This is a genomic window from Comamonas sp. NyZ500 (genome assembly GCF_016772095.1).
Classification (GTDB): Bacteria; Pseudomonadota; Gammaproteobacteria; order Burkholderiales; family Burkholderiaceae_C; genus Comamonas; species Comamonas thiooxydans.
Genome location: NZ_JAEIJE010000002.1, coordinates 1 through 20,979 on the forward strand (window position 1 = coordinate 1; position 20,979 = coordinate 20,979).

The 20,979-nt window shown below is 63.3% G+C and carries 19 protein-coding genes and 1 pseudogene; 14 read left to right on the forward strand and 6 right to left on the reverse strand.

Features of this window, described 5'->3' with window-relative positions; translation table 11 throughout:
• A pseudogene (locus JAO85_RS03620) lies at positions 1 to 291 on the forward strand (methyl-accepting chemotaxis protein); the annotation flags it as partial.
• Positions 292 to 360: 69 nt separating this feature from the next.
• Here JAO85_RS03620 and recJ read toward each other — a convergent pair.
• The 4 genes from recJ to JAO85_RS03640 are packed head-to-tail and all read right to left on the reverse strand — an operon-like array spanning position 361 to position 5,495.
• Positions 361 to 2,100 carry a single-stranded-DNA-specific exonuclease RecJ gene (gene recJ / locus JAO85_RS03625; protein WP_202787530.1) on the reverse strand — a complete coding sequence of 580 codons (1,740 nt, stop codon included), beginning with the start codon at positions 2,098 to 2,100 and terminating at the stop codon, positions 361 to 363.
• Positions 2,097 to 3,068, reverse strand: coding sequence for a phosphoglycerate mutase (locus JAO85_RS03630; RefSeq protein ID WP_202787531.1), 972 nt, complete (start codon positions 3,066 to 3,068; stop codon positions 2,097 to 2,099). Before JAO85_RS03630 ends, recJ begins: the two co-directional genes overlap by 4 nt.
• Positions 3,069 to 3,120: 52 nt before the next feature.
• The gene (locus JAO85_RS03635) at positions 3,121 to 4,497 is read right to left on the reverse strand and encodes a sulfatase (RefSeq protein ID WP_237734713.1); all 1,377 of its coding nucleotides are present in this window, start codon (positions 4,495 to 4,497) and stop codon (positions 3,121 to 3,123) included.
• The gene (locus tag JAO85_RS03640; RefSeq protein WP_202787532.1) at positions 4,494 to 5,495 is read right to left on the reverse strand and encodes a tripartite tricarboxylate transporter substrate binding protein; all 1,002 of its coding nucleotides are present in this window, start codon (positions 5,493 to 5,495) and stop codon (positions 4,494 to 4,496) included. The genes JAO85_RS03635 and JAO85_RS03640 overlap by 4 nt, the downstream gene beginning before the upstream one ends.
• 159 nt (positions 5,496 to 5,654) lie before the next feature.
• Between JAO85_RS03640 and JAO85_RS03645 the strand changes: the two genes are divergently transcribed.
• The 3 genes from JAO85_RS03645 to lolD all read left to right on the forward strand — a co-directional run bounded on the left by JAO85_RS03645 (position 5,655) and on the right by lolD (position 8,139).
• Positions 5,655 to 6,125 carry a MarR family winged helix-turn-helix transcriptional regulator gene (locus JAO85_RS03645; RefSeq protein WP_039049836.1) on the forward strand — a complete coding sequence of 157 codons (471 nt, stop codon included), beginning with the start codon at positions 5,655 to 5,657 and terminating at the stop codon, positions 6,123 to 6,125.
• A gap of 78 nt (positions 6,126 to 6,203) precedes the next feature.
• Positions 6,204 to 7,457 (forward strand): lipoprotein-releasing ABC transporter permease subunit, encoded by a 1,254-nt coding sequence (locus JAO85_RS03650; RefSeq protein ID WP_003066109.1) that lies wholly within the window; start codon positions 6,204 to 6,206, stop codon positions 7,455 to 7,457.
• Positions 7,450 to 8,139 (forward strand): lipoprotein-releasing ABC transporter ATP-binding protein LolD, encoded by a 690-nt coding sequence (lolD, locus tag JAO85_RS03655; protein WP_046462569.1) that lies wholly within the window; start codon positions 7,450 to 7,452, stop codon positions 8,137 to 8,139. Before JAO85_RS03650 ends, lolD begins: the two co-directional genes overlap by 8 nt.
• 88 nt (positions 8,140 to 8,227) lie before the next feature.
• On the opposite strand, the gene JAO85_RS03660 is transcribed toward lolD, so the two are convergent.
• The gene (locus JAO85_RS03660) at positions 8,228 to 9,652 is read right to left on the reverse strand and encodes a methyl-accepting chemotaxis protein (RefSeq protein ID WP_202787533.1); all 1,425 of its coding nucleotides are present in this window, start codon (positions 9,650 to 9,652) and stop codon (positions 8,228 to 8,230) included.
• Between the two features lie 170 nt (positions 9,653 to 9,822).
• Between JAO85_RS03660 and JAO85_RS03665 the strand changes: the two genes are divergently transcribed.
• From JAO85_RS03665 to JAO85_RS03705, 9 genes are all read left to right on the forward strand, one after another.
• A complete protein-coding gene (locus tag JAO85_RS03665) occupies positions 9,823 to 10,644 on the forward strand; it encodes a TatD family hydrolase (RefSeq protein ID WP_034362191.1) in 822 nt (273 codons plus the stop codon).
• Positions 10,645 to 10,744: 100 nt separating this feature from the next.
• The gene (locus JAO85_RS03670; protein WP_012837165.1) at positions 10,745 to 11,281 is read left to right on the forward strand and encodes a DNA-deoxyinosine glycosylase; all 537 of its coding nucleotides are present in this window, start codon (positions 10,745 to 10,747) and stop codon (positions 11,279 to 11,281) included.
• 15 nt (positions 11,282 to 11,296) lie between these two features.
• Positions 11,297 to 12,160: a hypothetical protein gene (locus JAO85_RS03675; RefSeq protein WP_012837166.1), complete on the forward strand. Its 864-nt coding sequence runs from the start codon at positions 11,297 to 11,299 to the stop codon at positions 12,158 to 12,160.
• Between the two features lie 67 nt (positions 12,161 to 12,227).
• Positions 12,228 to 12,590, forward strand: coding sequence for a FlxA-like family protein (locus JAO85_RS03680; RefSeq protein WP_039049866.1), 363 nt, complete (start codon positions 12,228 to 12,230; stop codon positions 12,588 to 12,590).
• A gap of 106 nt (positions 12,591 to 12,696) precedes the next feature.
• Positions 12,697 to 14,499, forward strand: a complete 1,803-nt coding sequence (locus tag JAO85_RS03685) for a GspE/PulE family protein (protein ID WP_039049838.1) — start codon at positions 12,697 to 12,699, stop codon at positions 14,497 to 14,499.
• A gap of 191 nt (positions 14,500 to 14,690) precedes the next feature.
• The gene (locus tag JAO85_RS03690; protein WP_012837169.1) at positions 14,691 to 15,179 is read left to right on the forward strand and encodes a tripartite tricarboxylate transporter TctB family protein; all 489 of its coding nucleotides are present in this window, start codon (positions 14,691 to 14,693) and stop codon (positions 15,177 to 15,179) included.
• A 15-nt stretch (positions 15,180 to 15,194) separates the two neighbouring features.
• On the forward strand, positions 15,195 to 16,706 hold the full coding sequence (locus tag JAO85_RS03695) for a tripartite tricarboxylate transporter permease (protein WP_012837170.1): 1,512 nt from the start codon (positions 15,195 to 15,197) through the stop codon (positions 16,704 to 16,706).
• 126 nt (positions 16,707 to 16,832) lie between these two features.
• On the forward strand, positions 16,833 to 18,140 hold the full coding sequence (locus JAO85_RS03700; RefSeq protein WP_202787534.1) for a DUF3422 family protein: 1,308 nt from the start codon (positions 16,833 to 16,835) through the stop codon (positions 18,138 to 18,140).
• Positions 18,141 to 18,246: 106 nt separating this feature from the next.
• Entirely contained in the window at positions 18,247 to 19,044 is a 798-nt protein-coding gene (locus JAO85_RS03705) for an SDR family oxidoreductase (RefSeq protein ID WP_039049839.1), read from the forward strand.
• Positions 19,045 to 19,110: 66 nt separating this feature from the next.
• On the opposite strand, the gene JAO85_RS03710 is transcribed toward JAO85_RS03705, so the two are convergent.
• The gene (locus JAO85_RS03710; RefSeq protein WP_087865177.1) at positions 19,111 to 20,010 is read right to left on the reverse strand and encodes a DMT family transporter; all 900 of its coding nucleotides are present in this window, start codon (positions 20,008 to 20,010) and stop codon (positions 19,111 to 19,113) included.
• Positions 20,011 to 20,160: 150 nt separating this feature from the next.
• On the opposite strand from JAO85_RS03710, the gene JAO85_RS03715 reads away from it, so the two are divergent.
• Complete coding sequence (locus JAO85_RS03715) at positions 20,161 to 20,976, forward strand: DUF4743 domain-containing protein (RefSeq protein WP_202787535.1); 816 nt, start codon at positions 20,161 to 20,163, stop codon at positions 20,974 to 20,976.
• The last annotated feature ends 3 nt before the right edge of the window (positions 20,977 to 20,979 follow it).

A 20,979-nucleotide genomic window follows, 5' to 3' on the forward strand; every position in this document is an offset into this window, starting at 1 on the left:
GACCAGATGACGCAGCAGAACGCGGCGCTGGTGGAGGAGTCCAGTGCGGCGGCGCTGTCCATGCAGGAGCAGGCGCGCCGCCTGGCGGAAGTGGTCTCAGTCTTCAAGCTGGGACGCAATGCAGAGGCTTTCACGACCGTGTCCGCAGTGCTCCCCAAGCCGCTAGCGACGATCAAGGCGCTCAACCCGGCCGCTCAGCCTGCCGTTGTAGCTCCCAGGCCGGTAGCGTCCAGGTCCAAGGAGCAGTCCCTTGCAAGCACTGCGGAGGACGATAGCTGGGAGCAGTTCTAAGTGTCGGGCACAGCGTGAAGTGGGCAGCCGCCACGTTTGCTGTGGCGGCGGTCCTGGCTGGGGCGAGGATCAGAAGCCCATGTTGCCGGCACCGCCCTCGAAGTCCTGCGCGGCTTCCACGAGAAACTGCACCTTGCGTTCGCCGCGCCATTCGTTGATGTCCAGGCGATAGGCCAGGGTGGTGCGCGCGGGCAGTGGGTCGGTGTGGTTGAACCAGATGCCGTCGATCTTGGAGCCATGGTGCAGCAGCTCCAGCTTCAGGTGCTTTTCGCCGACCAGGCGCTGCGAGGTGATTTCCAGCTCTTCGCTGAAAGTCGGCGCGGCAAAGCCCTGGCCCCAGACGGCCAGCTGCATTTGTTCGATCAGGCCGGTGTCCAGCCATTGGGGCGACAGCGGGCCATCGGTCTCCAGCCTGCGCGTCAGCGTTGCGGCATCCAGCCATTCCCTGGCGACCTGGGCAAAAGCCTTTTCGAACTCGTCAAAGTGCGCTTCTGCGATGGTGCAGCCTGCCGCCATGGCGTGGCCACCAAAACGCAGTATCAGACCGGGGTGGCGCTTGCTGACCAGATCCAGCGCATCGCGCAGGTGAAAGCCTGGAATGGAGCGGCCCGAGCCCTTGAGCTCGTGTTCCTTGCCCGGGGCGCCGCTGGCTGCAAACACAAACGTGGGCCGGTGCAGCTTGTCCTTGATGCGCGAGGCCACCACACCGACCACGCCCTCGTGAAAGTCGGGGTCGAACACGCTGATGGCAGGCGGCGGCGTCATGCCGTCCTCGCAAAGGCCTTCGGCCATGAGCAGGGCATGCTCGCGCATGCTGACTTCGATCTCGCGGCGCTCGCGGTTGATGCTGTCCAGCATGCGTGCCAGATTGTCGGCGCGGCTGACATCTTCCGTGCTCAGGCACTCGATGCCTATGGTCATGTCTGCCAGACGACCGGCGGCATTGATGCGCGGGCCCAGGGCAAAGCCGAAGTCGATGGTGGTGGCCATGTCGAAGCGGCGGCCCGATGCCTCGAACAGCGCGCGTATGCCGGGCTGCATGACGCCTTTGCGAATCTGCTTGAGACCCAGTGCCACCAGGCGGCGGTTGTTGGCATCGAGCTTGACCACGTCGGCCACCGTGCCCAGTGCTACCAGGGGCAGCAATTGCTCGAGACGGGGCTGGTTGTGGCGGTCAAAGCGGCCGCGATTGCGCAGCTCGGTGCGCAGGGCCAGCAGCACATAGAACATGACTCCCACGCCGGCCATGGATTTGCTAGCGAACTCGCAGCCGGGCTGGTTGGGGTTGACGATGGCATCGGCCAGCGGCAGGTGGTCGCCGGGCAGATGGTGGTCGGTCACCACGACCGACATGCCCAGCTCCTTGGCCACGGCCACGCCTTCGACGCTGGCAATGCCGTTGTCCACGGTGATCAGCATGTCGGCACCGGTCTCCTTGACTCGGCGCGAGATGGGGGCCGTCAGGCCATAGCCGTCGACCACGCGGTCGGGCACCAGATAGTCGGCATGGGCCGCGCCCAGCATGCGCAGGCCGCGCAGGCCCACGGCGCAGGCCGTGGCGCCATCGCAGTCATAGTCGGCGACGATGCACAGGCGCTTTTGCGCGGTGATGGCATCGGCCAGCAGTTGCACGGCAGCATCGATGCCGCGCAGGCCCGAGGGCGGCAGCAGCCGGGCCGGGGCATCGTCCAGTTCGTCGGCCGAGCAGACGCCTCGCGCTGCATAGAGCTGGGCCAGCAAGGGGTGAATCTTGGCCTGCAGCAGTGCAGAGACACTGTCGTTGGGGATGGACCTGGGAATTATCTTCATAGCATTTCCCGTAGATCAGGCAGGCGTTTCGTGCCAAAAACACTTCTGATCTTGTCCATCAGGCCGCGTGGCTGGCTTTGCCATTGAACGGCATTGCGCTCGCCGCAGAGCGTGAGCTTGACCGGTTCTCCGCGGGCAGCCCGCTGCTGCAGCTCGGCGATCAGGCCGCTGTCCAGCGCCTGCCAGGCCTTTTGCCAGCCTTGCACATTGCCTTGCAGCGCGCTGTGGCGCAGATCATTCACGCACACGGTCCGGGAGTTCGCCGCGGGCAGGCTGGATAGGTCTCCAGTGCCATGCACCCAGAAAGAGTTGATGGGGGGCAGGCCACGTTCGGCACGCCGGTCGTTGAAGACATGGGTGTAGAGCAGCATCTGCAACTCGGTCTGCAGACGCTGAATGATGGCGCCCTGGATAGGCTCGGGCATCCACGGACGCACGTCGCGGCCCAGCGCGCGGTCCATCGATGCGGTGGCCAGGCCCTTGAAGGCCTCACCGCGCGCCAGCCAGAGGTCGGCGCGCAGATATTCCAGCGTGATACCGTCGTCGCTGAACCAGGGCGCGATCAGCGCCAGCAGCTGGCGGGATTCGTCTTCGTCCAGTGGCGCGCTGGCCGGGTCGGTCTGGTGGACCTGGTCCGGCGTGATATGCCAGTGGCAGGGCGTGATGAAGGCACAGGCCTGGCTGCTGTCTCCGGCCGCCAGCGCAGCCCAGGGAATCAGCCCGGGTGTATCGGGCAGCTGCATGCCACGAGCCAGGACGCGCTCATGCGGGGGAGAGAAATCCATCTCGTCGCCCTGTACCAGCGGGGTCGGCGTCAGCGTGGCCAGCAAGGCCTGCAGGTGAGGGAGTTGCAAACCGTCCCATGCCTGGGGAATGTCGGCAGGGCCGCTGGCATAGGCAACAATGATTTCAGAGGCGCCTGTGCCCAGGGCTTGGGCGGCAGGCAGCAAAGGCGCGGTCAAAGACATGGGCGCTATTGTCGGGCATGGCCGCCGCCCGGGCATGGCGCGGGGTGCTTTGTCACCTCGCCGGCATATTTTTCAGGGTGTAGACCAGGCTGTAGCTCGCGTCCTCGGCAATGGCGGGCATGCCGGCATTCCAGTCGTCCCAGCGCTGGCGCATGGCCTGCAGGCGCTCGGGGTGCTGGCCGGCCAGATTGGCACGCTCGCGTTCGTCCTGCGCCAGATTGAACAGGTATTCGTTGTCTTCCACGCGCAGGTATTTCCATTCGCCTTCGCGCAGCGCACGCTGGTTGCGGTAGAGCATGCGCCAGTACAGCGGCCGGGCAAACTCCGCACCGTCGGTGCGCAGCACGGGCAGGATGGAGACGCCGTCCAGCGGGTAGTCCGGATCGGCGCTCACACCAGCTGCATCCAGCACCGTGGCCGACCAGTCCATGCTCATGCATTGTTGGGCGCTGCTGCGACGGGCCGCAATCACGGCAGGCCAGTGGGCGATCCAGGGCACGCGGATGCCGCCTTCGGTCAGGTCCATTTTGCCGCCCACGAGAGGCCAGCTGTCCGAGAAGCGCTCGCCGCCGTTATCGCTGGTGAAGACGATCAGCGTGTTGTCCAGTTGGCCGTTCTTGCGCAGTGCTTCGACGATCCAGCCTATGCCTTCATCCATGTGATGAATCATGCGGCGGTACTGGTGAATATTGCCGCCCGCCAGATGCGTGATACCGGCGCCCAACTGCTCGGCAGTCTCACGGTCATCACGGGTTTCCCAGGGCCAGTGCGGCGCCGTGTAGTGCAGGCTCAGGAAGAAGGGGGCGTTGCCCTCGCTCATGCGGTTGACGAAGTCCACGCTGCGCTGGGACAGCAGGTCGGTCAGATAGCCTTCGTCGTGATGCTCCTCTTCGCCTACCCACAGATCGTGCTGGCCCGAGCTGCTCAGATGGGTGAAGTAATCCACGCCGCCCGACATGGGACCGAAGTACTCCTCGTAGCCAGAGCGCAGCGGACCGAAGTGGGGAGGGTAGCCCAGATGCCATTTGCCTATCAGTGCCGTGCGATAGCCCGCGCCCTTGAGCAGCGAGGCAACGGTGGGGATTTCGGGCGGCAGGCCCAGCTTGGCGCCCAGCGGCGTGCCGCGCGTCTTGCTGTTGATGGGCTCCTCGGCCGCGCCGCGCAAGCGGTATTGATAGCGGGCCGTGGCCAGGGCAAAACGCGTAGGCGAGCACACGGGTGAATTGGCATAGCCCTGGGTGAGCCTGAGGCCGTTGGCCGCCAGGCGGTCGAGCACCGGGGATACCGGGCCGAACTCGGCATCGCGGCCGCCGTAGCAGCCCAGATCGGCATAGCCGAGATCGTCGGCGACGATAAAGATGATGTTGGGGCGAGTCATGAAATGCGGGTCGTTGTCATGGGGGGGCTGATGGCTGGCGCAAGCGCTCATTCCATCTTCATGCCGGTGGCCTGGGCCAGAACCCGGTAACGCTCGGCCAGGGCCTGAATGCGCTTGACGGCCGCATCGCCTGTCAGCCCTTCGTAGACCATGTCGTTGACACGCATGCGTTCACGCAAAGTGCCGTCCTTCATGGCCTTCTCGAACTGGGCCTGGATTTTCTGCACCAGCGGCTCAGGTGTGCTGCTGGGTACCCAGGCAGCGAAAAGCACTTCCTGCTGCAGCTCTTTATGTCCGAGCTCGCCCACGGATGGAATTTCCGGCAGCAAGGGGTTGCGCTGGGCCGTGGTCACGGCCAGCGCCGTGATCTTTCCAGTGGTCACATGGGGCAGCATGGCGGTGGAGCTGATGACGCCGCCGTCGACCTCGCCAGAGAGCATGGCCAGCGTGGCAGGTGCATTGCCTTTGTAGGGCACATGGTTGACCTTGGCTCCGGTGGCGTAAGTCAGGATGCTGGAGGCCAGATGGCCGGGGGTTCCATAGCCGGCGGACCCCTGGGTCAGGCCCTTGTCCTTGCCGCGGGCGATGAACTGCTCCAGTGTCTTGATATTTGTCTTGGGACTGACGGCCATCAGCATGCCTTGCGAGGCGAACACCATGACAGGACGCAGGTCGCCATTTTTGAACGGCATGCTTTTGTAGATCAGCGGGTTGACCGTGAAGCTCGTGTCCAGGCCGATCAGCATGGTGTATCCGTCGGCGGCAGCCTTGGCGACGTAATCGGCTCCTATATTGCCGCCAGCGCCGGTGCGGTTTTCAACAACGAATGGCTGCTTGGTCTCACGTTGAAGCACTTCTCCGACGCCGCGCGCCAGTATGTCCACAGCCCCACCGGGAGCGAAGGCTGCTATCAGCCGAACTGGCTTGTGAGGCCAGGCGGCGGCGGCTGCGTCATCGGCAGGCTGGGCCTGGGAGGCGAAGGCGGAGCAGCCCAGCAGCAGAGCCAGGCTGGTTTGAAGAAGGCGGCGGGGTGCAGTCAGGCGAGCCATGGAATCACTCTCTTGTCTGAAGGAAGAGCCGGCATTTGCGAAAATCCCCGGCACTTCCCTTGTCTCTGTATTGGGAATGCACACTGTAGAAGTGACATCCACAATTGATCTAATCAACTCATCCCCGTGAATACCCGACAACCCACCTCCATTCAGCAGATGCTGCTGTTTCGCATCAGCCGCTTCTTTGGCGTGGCGGGCGGCATGGCCATGCGCATGTGCGAGGCCCGCTTCGGTCTGACGCGCCGCGAATGGGGTGTGATGGCGACGCTGGCGACGGAGGAGGGTTTGCTGTCCTCCAAGCTGGCGCAGAAGGTGCAGCTGGACAGGGCGCGCACTTCGCGGGCGCTCAGCGGCCTGGAGGAAAAAGGCTGGGTGCTGCGCAAGCCTCTGGATGGAGACCGTCGGCGCGTGGCCATTTACCTGACCGAGGAGGGGCGGCGCATGTACGGCCTGATCCTGCCCGAGATGGTCAAGATTCATGCCGACATCGTGTCCGTCCTCAGCGATGAAGAGCTGGCCTTGTTTGACGGCCTGCTGGCCAAGCTTCAGGCCCATGCGGTGACGCTGGAGCAGCAGGAGCAATACGCGGATCTGCCGCGCATAGGGCGCAGCAGGCCGCCCCGGTAGAGGGGCGGCGGGCAGTCAGATCGCATAAGGCTGGCGCCGCCGGCAGGGCATTGCCGGCAATGCCACAATGCTGGCAACATGCAATTTCCCTACGAACTGGCCGTGGGCTGGCGCTATACCCGTGCAGGGCGCGCCACACGCCGCAATGGCTTCATCTCCTTTATCTCGGGTGTCTCCATGCTTGGCATTGCGCTGGGCGTGGCGGCGCTGATCATTGTGCTGAGCGTGATGAACGGCTTCCAGAAGGAAGTGCGGGATCGCATGCTCAGCGTCGTCTCCCATGTGGAAATCTACGCCCCGCAGGGCGCGCCTCTGCCTGATGTGGAGCGCACCATGCGCGAGGCCAGAGCCAACCCCGATGTGGTGGGGGCTGCGCCTTTTGTGGCGGCTCAGGCCTTGCTGGCGCGCGGCGAGGATATGAAAGGCGCCTTGGTGCGCGGTATCGATCCGGCGCGTGAGGGCGAGGTGACCGATCTGGCGGCCACCAGCGGCGAGGTGCTCAAGCGTCTGGTGCCCGGCGAGTTCAAGGTGGTGCTTGGCATCGAGCTGGCGCGCAATCTCGGTGTGAGCGAAGGCGATGTGATCACGCTGATCGCTCCCAGCGGACAGGTCACTCCGGCCGGCGTGCTGCCGCGCATGAAGCAGATGACGGTGGCCGGCACCTTCGATTCCGGTCACTACGAATATGACTCGGCACTGGTGATGATGCATTACGAGGATGCGCAGCGCATCTTCCGTCTGGAAGGGCCGACCGGCATTCGCCTCAAGCTCAAGGATTTGCACGAGGCCCCGCGCGTGGCGCATGAACTCGCTGACACCTTGACGGACCGCTTGTTCATCCGTGACTGGACGCAGCAGAACAAGACCTGGTTTGCCGCCGTGCAGCTGGAAAAACGCATGATGTTCATCATCCTGACCCTGATCGTGGCCGTGGCGGCTTTCAATCTGGTGTCCACCCTGGTGATGAGCGTGCAGGACAAGCGTGCCGATATTGCCATCCTGCGTACCCTGGGGGCCTCGCCCTCGTCCATCATGGGCATCTTCATGGTGCAGGGAGCCATGGTCGGCGTCATCGGTACCTTGGCCGGTCTGGCGCTGGGGCTGGCGATTGCCTTCAATATCGACGTCATCGTGCCGGCCATAGAGCAGGCGCTGCATGCCAACTTCCTGCCCAAGGACATCTACCTGATCAGCAAGATGCCCAGCGAGCCGCAGTCCACGGACATCGTGCCGATCGCCGTGATTTCCCTGATTCTTTCTTTTGTGGCCACGATTTACCCCAGCTGGCGTGCCAGCCGCGTGAACCCTGCGGAGGCACTGCGTTATGAATGATGTTGTGATGGGCCAGAGCGTGCTGGAAGCACGCGGCCTGACCAAGCGCTTTGCCGAAGGCAAGCTGGATGTGACCGTGCTGCAGGGGGTGGATCTGCAGGTTCAGGCGGGCGAGACACTGGCGATTGTCGGCGCCTCGGGTTCGGGCAAATCCACCTTGCTGCACTTGCTGGGCGGGCTGGATGCACCCTCCACCGGCAGCGTCAGCCTCATGGGCCAGCCCTTGCACCAGCTCAGCCCGCAAAAGCAGGGTGCGCTGCGCAACCGGCATCTGGGCTTTATCTACCAGTTCCACCATCTGCTGGCCGAGTTCTCGGCCCAGGAGAATGTGGCCATGCCGCTGCGCATTCGCCGCGATGCCAAGGAGGACTGCATGGATCGCGCGGCCGAGATGCTGCGCGCCGTGGGCCTGGGCCAGCGCATGGCGCATCGCCCGGCCGAGCTGTCGGGCGGCGAGCGTCAGCGCGTGGCCATTGCACGTGCCCTGGTCACGCGTCCGGCGTGCGTGCTGGCCGACGAGCCCACGGGCAATCTGGATCGTGGCACGGCCGATACGGTGTTTGCGCTGATGCTGGAGCTGGCGCGCAGCCATGGCACGGCGTTTGTGATGGTCACTCATGACGAAGGACTGGCCGCGCGTTGCGATCGCATGGTCAGGCTGGGGCAGGGACAGCTGGCCTGACCTCCTGCCTGCCGACGGGCAAAGGCCCGGTCGCTGTCTTTGCAGCGCCGGGCCTTTTTCATGAAGTGCCTGGGGCGCTTTTCCTTTTTCAATAAGCGCCGACCGCCGCGTTCCGGATAGCGATCGTGGCCTGCTCGCGGGCCGAGGCCTGCAGCGGCACGGCAGGGCGCGGCTTGACCGAGCCTGGATGGGCTGAAACATCCTGCGCCGTCAGATCGTCGGTGACCTCGCGCAGCCTGGCGGACTGGGCCAGCGAGGTCTGCACCACCTCGCCCATGATCTGCGTGACCTGGCGCGAGGAGTTCACGATCTCGGCCATGGTGGTGCCGGCCTCGCGCACCTGGTTCACCCCCTGGGTGACCTGGGTGACGGAGGTCTGGATCAGCTGCTTGATCTCCTTGGCGGCTTCGGCGCTGTGCTGGGCCAGCTGGCGCACCTCATTGGCCACCACGGCAAAGCCGCGCCCCTGGTCGCCGGCGCGGGCCGCTTCCACGGCGGCGTTGAGCGCCAGCAGATTGGTCTGGAAGGCGATGGAGTCCATCATGCCGATGATGTCGCTGATCTTGCGCGAGCTGGCGCTGATGGATTCCATGGTGGTCACCACATCCTGCACGGTGCGGCCGCCGGCCTCGGCCACGCTGCAGGCGTCCTGGGCCAGTTCGTTGGCCTGGCGCGCATGGTTGGCGCTTTCGGTCAGACCTTCCACCGTGGCACGCAGGGTTTGGGCTGCGGTCACGCGGCGTGTGATGTTGGTGGCGAACTTGACGACCTTGAAGGGGCGCCCTTCGGCGTCGAGTATGGGGTTGTAGCTGGCTTCGATCCAGACCTGGCGGCCGGCCTTGCCTATGCGCAGGTACTGGCCGGCATCATGATGGCCCAGTGCCAGCTTGTGCCAGAAATGCTGATAGGCCGGGGACTGGCGCTCGTGCGGCTGGACGAACATGCTGTGGTGCCTGCCCACGACTTCGGCGAGAGAGTAGCCCATGGTCTGCAGGAACAGATCGTTGGCCGTGAGGATGTTGCCGTTCAGATCGAACTCGATGATGGCCTGCACCTTGGCAATGGCCTGGAGTTGGCCGCGGGCATCGTCTTCGTGCTGCTGCTGCTCGGTGATGTCGGTGGCGTACTTGATGACTTTGCGCGGCTGGCCCTGACTGTCGAAGATCGGGTTGTAGCTGGCCTGCAGCCACACATCCTCGCCCTGGCTGTTGATGCGGCGGTAGCGTCCGCTGTCGTGCAGACCCGCTGCCAGGCGCTGCCAGAACTGGGCGTACTCGACAGAGCCGCGGGTTTCCTCATCGACGAATATGCGGTGATGCTGGCCGATGATCTGTTCGGCGCTATAGCCCATGGTGCGCAGAAAGTTGTCATTGGCCGTCAGCACATGACCTTGCAGATCGAATTCGATCACGGCCTGCACCTGATCCAGCGCGGCCAGCTTGCCCTGCATGTCGGCGCGTTGATGACTTTGGCTCAGGCGTTGCCAGAGCGTGCTTTGCAGAAGTCCCGTCATAACTTGCTCCTTTGGCCGGTCGCGCAGGGCAGGTGGGTAAAGTTGCTTAATGTTTTATTTGTTTCAATGTGTGAATCGTAGGACAAGACTGGAAACTGTCTGTAGTCACTTGACGTGTCATCGGCCGAGGTTGCCCTGCGCAAGCAGCCCAGCCGATGCATGATGTGTGGATGCCAACCTGGATAGATACCCATTGCCATCTGGATGCGCCCGAGTTCGCACCTGACAGAGATGCCGTGCGCGCCGCTGCGCAGGCCGCAGGCGTCACGCATCTGGTCATTCCTGCCGTGCAGCGCAGCCACTGGCAGGACGTGATTGCGCTTGCCCATCGCCATGGCGACAGCTATGCGCTGGGCATTCATCCGCTCTACACGCCCGGCGCGCAGGAGTCCGATATCGCGGCGCTGCGCGAGTTGCTGAATCAGCAGCGCGGCGACCCGCAACTGGTGGCGGTGGGTGAAATCGGTCTCGACTTTTTTGTCCCCGGGCTGGACGAGCAGTGCCAGATCTGGTTCTACGAGCAGCAGATCCGGCTGGCACGCGAGTTCGAGTTGCCCGTGATCCTGCATGTGCGCAAGAGCAGCGATCGTCTGCTCAAGACCTTGCGTCAGCACAGGGTTGTGGGTGGCATTGCCCATGCGTTCAACGGCAGCGCCCAGCAGGCGCAGGCCTTCATTGATATGGGCTTCAAGCTGGGCTTTGGCGGTGCCATCACCTATGAGCGCGCGCTCAAGCTGCGTGAGCTGGCGGCCAGCCTGCCGCTGGAGGCGCTGGTTCTGGAAACCGATGCTCCCGATATTCCGCCGCACTGGCTCTACACCACGGCCGAACAGCGTGCGGCCGGTCAGCCCCAGGGGCGCAACAGCTCCGCCGAGCTGCCGCGCATTGCGGCGGAGATCGCGCGGCTGCGCGGCATGGGCATTGAGCAGCTGGCGCAGGCCTGCACGGCCAATGCACGTAAGGCGCTCAAAGGGCTGCCGGCACTCCCCTAGATGGGGCAGTAGCTATCCTTTGCAGGCAAAGAGGCTCATGCTCATCTTTTTGAATGTCAGCCCAAGATCCAGGATGATGATGGCTGGGCGACAATAGGGCATGACCGAGGATTCTTCTGCCACCGTGACAGAGACAGGCCCGCGCTGGCAGGGGCTGGCCGCGGTGGCCGATGGCCGCACGCGGGCCCTGGTGCTGGGCAGCTTTCCGGGCCTGAAGTCGCTGCAGCTGGCGCAGTACTACGCCCATCCGCAAAACCAGTTCTGGCCGCTGCTGCAGGCCTTGTGGCCCCAGCATCTGCAGCCGCCACGTAGTGATTACGCGGGCCGCTGCGAATGGCTGCTGGCACGCGGGCTGGGTCTGTGGGATGTGTATGCGAGCTGCGAGCGCGAGGGTAGTCTGGATAGCGCCATTCGCGCGGCCCAGGTCAACGACTTTGCCGGACTGCGTCAGCGCTGTCCTGATCTGCAACTGGCGTTGCACAACGGCGGCGAGAGCTACAAGCATGCCCGTCAGACCGAGGCACTGGGGCTGATCGCCCTCAAGCTGCCATCCACCAGCCCGGCCAATGCCGGCTGGTCGTTCGATAGAAAACTGCAGGCCTGGCGCCATGCGCTGGCGGCCCATGGCCTACTTTGAAGATTGGTGTGAAACGTGATCCGTAAAACCCGTGGCGGTGCCAAATCCGCGCAAGACAAGAATGTGGCCAGCGTCCAGGAGCTGCCCGAAGTCAGCGTCTCCGACGACGGCGATATCCGCTATCTGCATCTGGGCACGCCCTGGGTCCAGGGCTCCATGCGTATTCGTGATCCTTTTGATATCGACCTGGAGTATGTGCAACGCATGATGGGCTGGCTGCTGTTTGCCGAGCCTGCTGAAGTGCCCCGGATGCACGCCATGCAACTGGGTCTGGGAGCGGCCGCCATCACCAAGTTCTGTCACAAGAAACTGCGCATGAAGACCACGGCGGTCGAGCTGAACCCTCAGGTCCTGGCCGTGTGCCGCAGCTGGTTCAAGCTGCCGCCCGATAGCAGCACGCTGCAGGTGGTGCTGGCCGATGCGGCCCAGGAAATCAAAAAGCCCGAATGGCAGGGCACTGTCGATGCGCTGGCCGTCGATCTGTACGATCACGAAGCAGCGGCTCCCGTGCTCGACAGCGCCGAGTTCTATGCCGATTGTCGCAATCTGCTGACCGAGGACGGCATCATGACCGTCAACCTCTTTGGCCGCTCCTCAAGCTTTGACAAAAGCCTGGATCAGATGGCCCAGGCTTTTGGCGAGGATGCGCTCTGGGCCTTCCGCCCCACACGCGAAGGCAATACCGTGGTGCTGGCACAGCGCACACCGCGTGTTCTGCAGGGCGCCGAGCTGGATCTGGCCTGCGATCAGGTACAGGCCCGTTGGGACCTGAACACCACCCGCTGGGCCAAGGTGTTTGTGCCTGCACGCGATGCAGAGGCAGGCAGCAAGACGGCCAAAGCCAAAGTCAGCCGCATCGGCCGGGGCGCTACCGTGTAATTGCAAAGCCTGAGTAAAGTGATTGTGTCGGCCTTGATGGTGGCGGTTTTCTGCCGATGATATGGACATGACGATCAGTGCCATCTCCTCCAGTTCTGCCGGTTCAGCCACTTCGGGGGGCGGCATTGCATCGCGTATCCAGCAGCTGCAAAAGCAGATCAAGGATGCCACCAACGAACTCAAGGAAGTTGCCAACAGCGACGCTGATGCCAAAACCAAGGAGCAGCAGGCGCAGCTGCTGCAGGCCAAGATCCAGATGTTGCAGGCCCAGATAGAGGCCTTGCAGAACCAGCAGGCACAGCAAGCCCAGCAGGCTGGCCAGCGTGGGACCGAGGCAGTCCAGCAAAAGCGGGATGAGCAGGTGCAGAGCAGAAGTCGCGGCAATCCGGGCCAGGGTGGCCTGGGCGGACTGCTGGACGAATACGCCTGAGCTGCATCAGAGATGAATGCCATCGTCCACCTGCTTTGTATCGTCCTAGTCAGGAGCGTGGGCCGATGGCGGTACAGTCAAGGCAGTTTTGTTGCCACTGCCGCCCATGTCATTGACTGAATCCCTTCTGTCCCAGTCCATCAAGCCTGCTCAATACCAGGGACCGCTGGACTGGCGCAAGCTGGTGCAATGGTTGCAGGAAGACGCTGTGATCACGGCGCAGGAGGCCGAGCGCACGGTTGCACGCTGCTCGGCTGCGGAGAGCGCGCAGCTGCCGCTGGTGCGGCTTGCCAATGTCGGTGTTGTCAGCGCCCAGACGCGTCAGCCGCTGGATCTGGAGACCCTGACCCAGTATCTGGCACAGCGCAGCGGTCTGGCCTATCTGCGCATCGATCCGCTGCGCGTGGATGTGGGCCGCGTGGGTGAGGTCATGAGCGCCAGCTACGCCGAGCGCCACAAGGTGCTGCCCGTGCAGGTGACGGCCAAGGAGGTGGTGATTGCCACGGCCGAGCCCTTCATCAGCGACTGGGTGAGCGAGGTGGAGCGGCAGGCACGCCGCAGCGTGCGCTGCGTGGTGGCCAATCCGCAGGATATCAAGCGCTATACGGCAGAGTTCTTCGCCCTGGCCAAGTCTGTGCGTGCGGCGGAGAAAGCCGGTGGCGCGACCGGCGGCGCCAGTTTTGAACAACTGGTGGAGCTGGGCAAAAGCAACAAGCAGCTCGATGCCAACGACCAGGGCGTGGTACGCGTGGTGGACTGGCTGTGGCAGTATGCCTTTGACCAGCGGGCCAGCGACATTCATCTGGAGCCCAGGCGCGAGCAGGGCGTGATCCGCTTTCGCATCGACGGCGTGCTGCATCCGGTCTATCAGATGCCCATGGGCGTGCTGAATGCCATGGTGGCGCGCGTCAAGCTGCTGGGGCGCATGGATGTGGTGGAAAAGCGCCGCCCGCTGGATGGCCGCATCAAGACGCGCAACCCGCGCGGCGAGGAAGTGGAAATGCGCTTGTCCACCTTGCCCACGGCCTTTGGCGAGAAGATGGTGATGCGCATCTTCGACCCGGAGAACACGGTCAAGAACCTGGATGCGCTGGGCTTCAGTGCCCATGACGCGCAGCGCTGGGAAGATCTGGTCAAGCGCCCGCACGGCATCATTCTGGTCACCGGCCCCACGGGATCGGGCAAGACCACCACGCTGTACTCCACGCTCAAGCGTGTGGCGACCGAGGAGGTCAATGTCAGCACGGTGGAAGACCCCATCGAAATGATCGAGCCCAGCTTCAATCAGACCCAGGTTCAGCCCCAGCTCGACTTCGGCTTCACCGAAGGCCTGCGTGCGCTGATGCGTCAGGACCCGGACATCATCATGGTGGGCGAGATTCGCGATCTGGCCACTGCCGAGATGGCGGTGCAGGCCGCACTGACCGGCCACCTGGTCTTCTCCACGCTGCACACCAACGATGCACCCAGCGCCGTCAGCCGCCTGATGGAGCTGGGCGTGCCCTCCTATCTGATCAACGCCACCTTGCTGGGCGTGCTGGCCCAGCGTCTGGTGCGCACGCTGTGCTCCAGCTGCAAGGTGCGCGATGAAGACGCAAAGCCCGAGGATCTGGCCGAATCGGTCAAGCCCTGGAAACTGACCGGCAGCTACCAGCCCTACAAGCCCGTGGGCTGTGAGGACTGCCGCATGACAGGCTACCGCGGCCGCATGGGTCTGTACGAGTTGCTGATGGTGACCGAGGCCCTCAAGAAGCAGATTCACGATGCCCCGTCGATGGACGTTCTGCGCCGTCAGGCCGTGCAGGACGGCATGCGCCCTCTGCGCCTGGCCGGGGCTTTGCGCGTTGCCGAGGGCGTGACCACCTTGCCCGAGGTGCTGGCCTGCACGCCGCTGATGAGCGAAATCTGAAAGGCTGTGTGTTGGTGCTTGCTTCTGGTTTGGTGCAGTAAGAGAAGGTCGGCATTGGCCTGGGTTGAATGCGGTAAATGTGTACAAAGCGTCGGCATTAGGGTATGCCCTCTGTAGGTGGAATCCACATCAATTTGGCATTTCTATGAAACGAGAATCGCCAAGTCGTGATTTCCGTAAGGAGACGTTTTGTGAAAATCAAGAGCCAAAAAGACTTTTTCTCCGGTCTGATGTTCTTGGTCGTCGGTCTCGCATTTGCGATCGGCGCATCCAACTACACCATTGGCACCGGTGCCCGCATGGGTCCAGGTTACTTCCCTCTGATTCTGGGTGTGCTCATGGCCATCCTGGGTGCAGCCATCTGCATCGGCGGCCTGACCAAGGGCCCCGAAGGTGGTGACAAGATCGGCAAGTGGGCCTGGAAGCCAGTGTTCTTCATCCTGGCAGCCAACTTTGCCTTCGGCATCTTGTTGGTGGGCGTGCCTGCTGTGGGTATCCCTCAGTTCGGTCTGATCATCGCCATTTACGCGCTGGTCTTCATCGCCAGCCTGGCAGGTCAGACTTTCAACCTCAAGGAAACAGCAGTCCTGGCCACCATCCTGGCCGTGGGCAGCTATTTCGCTTTCGTGTGGGCGCTGAATCTGCAGTTCCCCGTGTGGCCTAGCTTCATCGCTGGCTAATCAGGAGCATCGTCCATGGATCTGATTCAGAACTTGTCGACGGGTTTTGGCGTGGCTTTCACGTTCCAGAACCTGATCTACTGCTTTGTGGGCTGTCTGCTCGGTACGCTGATCGGTGTGCTGCCAGGCATTGGCCCAGTGGCGACCATCGCCATGCTGCTGCCCGCCACTTACGCCCTGCCCCCTGTGGCGGCGCTGATCATGCTGGCTGGTATTTACTACGGTGCCCAGTACGGTGGCTCCACCACCGCCATTTTGGTGAACCTGCCAGGTGAATCCTCGTCGGTGGTGACCGTGATCGACGGCTACCAGATGGCGCGAAAAGGTCGAGCAGGCCCTGCGTTGGCAGCGGCCGGTATCGGCTCCTTCTTCGCAGGCTGCGTGGGCACCGTCATCCTGGCTGCCTTTGCTCCTCCACTGACCGAAGTCGCTTTCAAGTTCGGCCCTGCCGAGTACTTCTCGCTGATGACCCTGGGTCTGATTGGTGCCGTGGTGCTGGCCTCCGGCTCGCTGCTCAAGGCGATCGCGATGATTGTGCTGGGTCTGCTGCTGGGCATGGTCGGTACCGACGTGAACTCCGGCGTGGCTCGTTACAGCTTCGACATTCCTGAACTGACCGACGGCATTGACTTCGTCGTGATCGCCATGGGTGTGTTCGGTTACGGCGAAATCATTGCCAACCTGTCCAAGCCCGACGACGAGCGCGAAGTGTTCGCCGCCAAGGTGACCGGTCTGATGCCCACAGGCGAAGACTTCAAGCGCATGATTCCTGCCATGCTGCGCGGCACGGCCCTGGGTTCGGCCCTGGGTATCCTGCCCGGTGGCGGTGCAATGCTGTCGGCCTTTGCTGCCTACACCATCGAAAAGAAGACCAAGCTGAAGCCCGGCGAAGTTCCTTTCGGTCAAGGCAATATCCGTGGCGTGTGCGCTCCCGAGTCGGCCAACAACGCCGGTTCGCAGACATCGTTCATTCCTCTGCTGACCCTGGGTATCCCTCCCAACGCCGTGATGGCGCTGATGGTAGGTGCCATGACGATTCACAACATCCAGCCCGGTCCTCAGGTGATGACCAGCAACCCAGAACTGTTCTGGGGTCTGATCGCCTCCATGTGGATTGGCAACCTGATGCTGATCATCTTGAACCTGCCGCTGATCGGTGTCTGGATCAAGCTGCTGACCGTGCCTTACCGCTGGCTGTTCCCGTCCATCGTGTTGTTCTGTGCTATCGGCGTGTACGGTACCAACAACAACGCATGGGACGTGTGGATGGTGGGTATCTTCGGCTTCATCGGCTATGTGTTCCACAAGCTGGGTACCGAACCTGCTCCTCTGCTGCTGGGCTTCATCCTGGGCCCGATGATGGAAGAAAACCTGCGCCGTGCCCTGCTGCTGTCGCGTGGTGACTGGTCCGTGTTCGTGACGCGTCCCATCTCCGCCTGCCTGCTGGCTGCCGCCGTGGTGCTGCTGGTGATCGTGCTGATGCCCGCAGTGAAGAACAAGCGTGAGGAAGCTTTCGTGGAAGACTGATCGTCAACCTGATCGCTGATCATCGTTAAAGCGGCCCTTCCGGGGCCGCTTTTTTTATATGAGGACCTTTGTTTCTGGGACTATGGATTAGGGCGGCAAAATAGCTGCAGTTATTCGAAAGATTGCATGGCCTTGTCTTTATTGCCCGCGCAGCACCCTCAGCGGGTCTTGCTGCACAACGAAATTCATGCCCGTCCTGCGGAAATCATGCAGGCCCCTCTGGCCATCACGCATATCGTGATGCTCACCGATGCGGCGCAGCGTGAAGCCAGTCGCGAACATGTGGCGGCCCTGCTGCGCAACCACCATCGCCCTCTGCCCGATGCGGCAACCACCCACGTGCTGATCGACCTGGGGGCGTTTCGCCTGCGTTGGGAGCAGCACACCGAGTTCGTGGCCTGGACCTTCACCACGCCCATGGCCCAAGCCGGCGTGGCCGATGTGCGCGAGCCCGAGACAGCCATCGACGCCGTTCCGCGCGACTGGCTGGCAACCCTGCCAGGGCAGTGCCTGAGCAGTCTGCATCTGTGGGCGCTGAACGAGCAGGATGTGGACCCGCAATATCTGATGCGTCATATGTTGCAGGCCGATACCCTGGTCGGCTCGCGCGTCTCCGGCGGTGCGGGGGCCATCTTTACCGACTTTGCGATTCACCCTGACGGCTTCTCGCGCATGCTGCTGCTCGCCGGTGTCGATCTGTCCCCGCGCCGCCTGGGCCGTCTGGTGCAGCGCGTGCTGGAGATCGAGACCTATCGCATGGCGGCGCTGCTGGGCCTGCCCGCCGCACGCAAGGCTGCAGCCGTGCTGGCCACGGCCGAGCGTGAACTGGCCGAGCTGGCCAATGCCATTCGCGCTGCCGACCGCGACACCGAACCGGCGCTGCTGGACCGACTGACCCGCTTGGCCGGCCAGGTGGAGAGCGAATATGCGGCCACGCATTCGCGCTTTTCGGCCAGTTCCGCCTATTTCGAGCTGGTAGACAGGCGTATTCAGGAAATTCAGGAGACGCGGGTGGATGGCATCCAGACCATCCGTGAATTCATGGACCGGCGACTTACACCTGCGCGCGCCACCTGCGAATGGGCGACACGCCGTCAGAATGCGCTGTCCGAGAGAGTCTCCCGTGTCAGCAGTCTGTTGCGCACGCGCGTCGAGATCGAGCAGCAGCAAAGCAGCCAGCAGCTGCTGGGCACGATGAACGACCGCCAGGGCACCCAGCTCAAGCTGCAGTCCACGGTGGAAGGCCTGTCGGTCGCGGCAATCACCTACTACATCACCGGCCTGATCAGCTATCTGGCCAAGGGCGGGCAGAAGCTGGGCTGGCCCTGGTCGCCCGAGTCGACGGCGGCCGTGGCCATTCCGGTTGTGGCACTGGGCGTCTGGTGGTCGCTGCGCAGGCTGCACCACAAGCTGTTTCATGGTCGCAGTCATTGAGCATGAAATTGGATGCCAGCGCTTTCTGATAAAGCTCTAGCAGTTATTGATTTTGATAGCGTCGGGCAGTTTGTCCGGCTTGGAAACTGTGTGAAAGGACACTGACATGGACTTTGGTATCGCCGGGCGCTGGGCTCTGGTCTGCGGCGCCAGCAAGGGTTTGGGTTTTGGCTGTGCCAAGGCTCTGGCCGAAGAGGGAGTGAATCTGGTCATCAACGCCAGAAACGCAGAGGCATTGCAGCTGGCCGTGCAGAAGCTGCAAGCCATTGCTCCTCAGATCAAGGTCATCGGTGTCGCCGCAGACATCACCACGCCAGAAGGCCGCACCGCAGTGTTCGAGGCCGCCGGCGGCCCGGGCAAGGACTACGACATCGTCGTGACCAACGCCGGTGGCCCGCCTCCTGGCGACTTCCGCACCTGGGATCGTGAGGCCTGGATCAAGGCGGTGGACGCCAATATGCTGACCCCCATCGAGCTGATCAAGGCTACGGTGGATGGCATGGCTGCGCGTGGCTTCGGTCGCATCGTCAACATCACCTCGAGCGCGGTCAAGGCGCCCATCGACATCCTGGGCCTGTCCAACGGTGCACGCAGCGGACTGACGGGCTTTGTGGCCGGCCTGGCGCGTTCGGGCATCGCCGCCAAGGGCGTCACCATCAACAGCATACTGCCCGGCAAGTTCGACACCGACCGTCTGGTGGCAACCCATCAGGCCGCGGCCAACAAGAGCGGCCAGGACCTGGATGCCGTGCGCCAGGCCCAGGCTGCCCAGATCCCTGCCAAGCGCTTTGGCACGGCCGAAGAGTTCGGCGCCATCTGTGCCTTCCTGTGCAGCCGCCAGGCCGGCTATATGACGGGCCAGAACATCCTGCCCGACGGCGGTCTGTATCCCGGCACTTACTGATCCGTGATCGAGTGCTGAAACGACAAAGCCCCGCAATGCGGGGCTTTTGTCTGGGTGGGAAGCCGCTTATTTGCGGGATGATACGACGATGCCGGTCACGATCAGCGCAAACGCAAGCGCGTGGTAGAGGTGCGGGGTTTCGCCGAGCACGGGAATCGACAGCAGGGCCGTGAACAGCGGGATCAGATTGCCGAAGAAGCCCGCAATGGCGGGCGTGGCGCGCTGCACGCCCATGCCCCAGAAGCGATAGGCCAGAATGGCCGGGCCCACGGCGATGAACAGCAGGCTGCCCAGCAGCGGCCAGCCCGGCACCAGGCGGAACTCGCCCAGCAAGGCTTCGCCGCCCGTGAAAAGGCCGGACCAGAGCAGGCCGAAAACGATCTGTGCGAGCAGAAAGCTGGCCCAGTGCGATTTCACTTCCTGGGGGCCGGTGCTGCGCGACAGCAGCCAGGTGTAGAAGGCCCAGGCAATCGTCGCCAGCACCATGAACAGGTCGCCGGGCACAAAGCGCATAGCAAGCAGCGTCTGCCAGTCGCCGCGCGACATCACCACCGCCACGCCCAGCACCGACAGCAAAGCCCCGCCCATCTGCCGGCGGCTGATGCGAATGCCCCAGCACAGCCGGCCTATGGCCAGCATCCAGACCGGCATGCTCGAGCTCACCAGCGTCACGTTCAGCGGGGTCGAGGTCTTGAGCGCCAAGTACAGCAAGGCGTTGTAGCAGCCTATGCCAAGCAGTCCCAGCAGCATGTACTGCCGCCACAGCGGCCAGATCGGACTGTCTTTGCGCAGCACCCGCCATGCCAGCGGCAACAGCAGCACAAAGGCGATGCACCAGCGCAGGAAGTTGAGTGCAAAGGGCGAGATCAGATCGTGAGCGAGGCGGCCCACGATGGCATTGCCGGCCCAAAGTGCCGGAGCCAGGCTGAGCATGGCGACCGTGGCGGGTTTCAGGGGGGAATTCATGGGTTGTCACTGTAACGCGCGGCAGCTGGCCTCCGGACCTGCAGCGCCCTGCGCCAGCGGCTGTTGCCGCCAAACTGGCGAGCATCAATAGTGATGCAAGCCTTCCCGTTTTGCGAAGCTGAGCACAATGCAGTGCATGGGAGATTTTTCATGAAGCAGCAAACCACGTCGCTCCAGCAGCAATGGCTGCAGTCACAGCAGGCCATGGCCGGCAGGCAGCCTCTGCGCCCGCGCCAGCCGCTGTGCATTGATGATCAGCAGATCGGCAGTATCGAGGAAGACTTTGCGCCCAAGCTGGGGGCCGATCTGCTGGCTGCGCACGGAATAGCGCTGAGGCTGCTGGCCGGGCAATGGCGGCTGGAAGGTCAGGGCGGGGCGACGGACAAGCTGAACCGGCTGGCACAGGCCATGCGCAGCGCCGGTCTTGCCGGTGCCTGGCGCAACGAACAACTGGCGGTCTGCAATGCCGAGGGCCGGCAACTGGCCACCGTCGAGCGTGGTGCCGTGCGGCCGCTGGGCATTGCCACCAGAGCCGTGCATCTGGTGGGCGTTTGCGCGGATGGCTTGATCTGGGTGCAGCAGCGCTCGGAGGACAAGGCCAACAACCCCGGCATGTGGGATACCTTGATGGGCGGCATGGTCTCGGCGGCAGATGGCCTGGCCGAGGCGCTGGCGCGTGAAACCTGGGAGGAGGCCGGTCTGCATGTGGCAGAACTCGGCGAGCTTCGGCACGGCGGAAATGTGATGTTCGCAAGACCCAGCGACGAAGCAGAGGGACAGGGCTATATGGTCGAGCGCATAGACTGGTTCTCGGCCCTGGTGCCCGACGCGCTGCAGCCTGTGAATCAGGATGGCGAGGTACAGCGTTTCGAGCGGCTGGAGCTGACCGAGGTCCAGGGCTGGATGCTGCAGGGGCGTTTCACCCCCGAGGCCTCCCTGGTGCTTGCCGCCTACATGGGGTGGTAGGGC

Excerpts from the sequence above, each read along its gene's own strand:
- recJ (WP_202787530.1), bottom strand. The coding sequence starts at position 2,100 with ATGAAGATAATTCCCAGGTCCATCCCCAACGACAGTGTCTCTGCACTG.
- JAO85_RS03630 (WP_202787531.1), bottom strand. The coding sequence starts at position 3,068 with ATGTCTTTGACCGCGCCTTTGCTGCCTGCCGCCCAAGCCCTGGGCACA.
- JAO85_RS03635 (WP_237734713.1), bottom strand. The coding sequence starts at position 4,497 with ATGAGCGCTTGCGCCAGCCATCAGCCCCCCCATGACAACGACCCGCAT.
- JAO85_RS03640 (WP_202787532.1), bottom strand. The coding sequence starts at position 5,495 with ATGGCTCGCCTGACTGCACCCCGCCGCCTTCTTCAAACCAGCCTGGCT.
- JAO85_RS03645 (WP_039049836.1), top strand. The coding sequence starts at position 5,655 with ATGCTGCTGTTTCGCATCAGCCGCTTCTTTGGCGTGGCGGGCGGCATG.
- JAO85_RS03650 (WP_003066109.1), top strand. The coding sequence starts at position 6,204 with ATGCAATTTCCCTACGAACTGGCCGTGGGCTGGCGCTATACCCGTGCA.
- lolD (WP_046462569.1), top strand. The coding sequence starts at position 7,450 with ATGAATGATGTTGTGATGGGCCAGAGCGTGCTGGAAGCACGCGGCCTG.
- JAO85_RS03660 (WP_202787533.1), bottom strand. The coding sequence starts at position 9,652 with ATGACGGGACTTCTGCAAAGCACGCTCTGGCAACGCCTGAGCCAAAGT.
- JAO85_RS03665 (WP_034362191.1), top strand. The coding sequence starts at position 9,823 with ATGCCAACCTGGATAGATACCCATTGCCATCTGGATGCGCCCGAGTTC.
- JAO85_RS03670 (WP_012837165.1), top strand. The coding sequence starts at position 10,745 with ATGACCGAGGATTCTTCTGCCACCGTGACAGAGACAGGCCCGCGCTGG.
- JAO85_RS03680 (WP_039049866.1), top strand. The coding sequence starts at position 12,228 with ATGACGATCAGTGCCATCTCCTCCAGTTCTGCCGGTTCAGCCACTTCG.
- JAO85_RS03685 (WP_039049838.1), top strand. The coding sequence starts at position 12,697 with ATGTCATTGACTGAATCCCTTCTGTCCCAGTCCATCAAGCCTGCTCAA.
- JAO85_RS03695 (WP_012837170.1), top strand. The coding sequence starts at position 15,195 with ATGGATCTGATTCAGAACTTGTCGACGGGTTTTGGCGTGGCTTTCACG.
- JAO85_RS03700 (WP_202787534.1), top strand. The coding sequence starts at position 16,833 with ATGGCCTTGTCTTTATTGCCCGCGCAGCACCCTCAGCGGGTCTTGCTG.
- JAO85_RS03705 (WP_039049839.1), top strand. The coding sequence starts at position 18,247 with ATGGACTTTGGTATCGCCGGGCGCTGGGCTCTGGTCTGCGGCGCCAGC.
- JAO85_RS03710 (WP_087865177.1), bottom strand. The coding sequence starts at position 20,010 with ATGAATTCCCCCCTGAAACCCGCCACGGTCGCCATGCTCAGCCTGGCT.
- JAO85_RS03715 (WP_202787535.1), top strand. The coding sequence starts at position 20,161 with ATGAAGCAGCAAACCACGTCGCTCCAGCAGCAATGGCTGCAGTCACAG.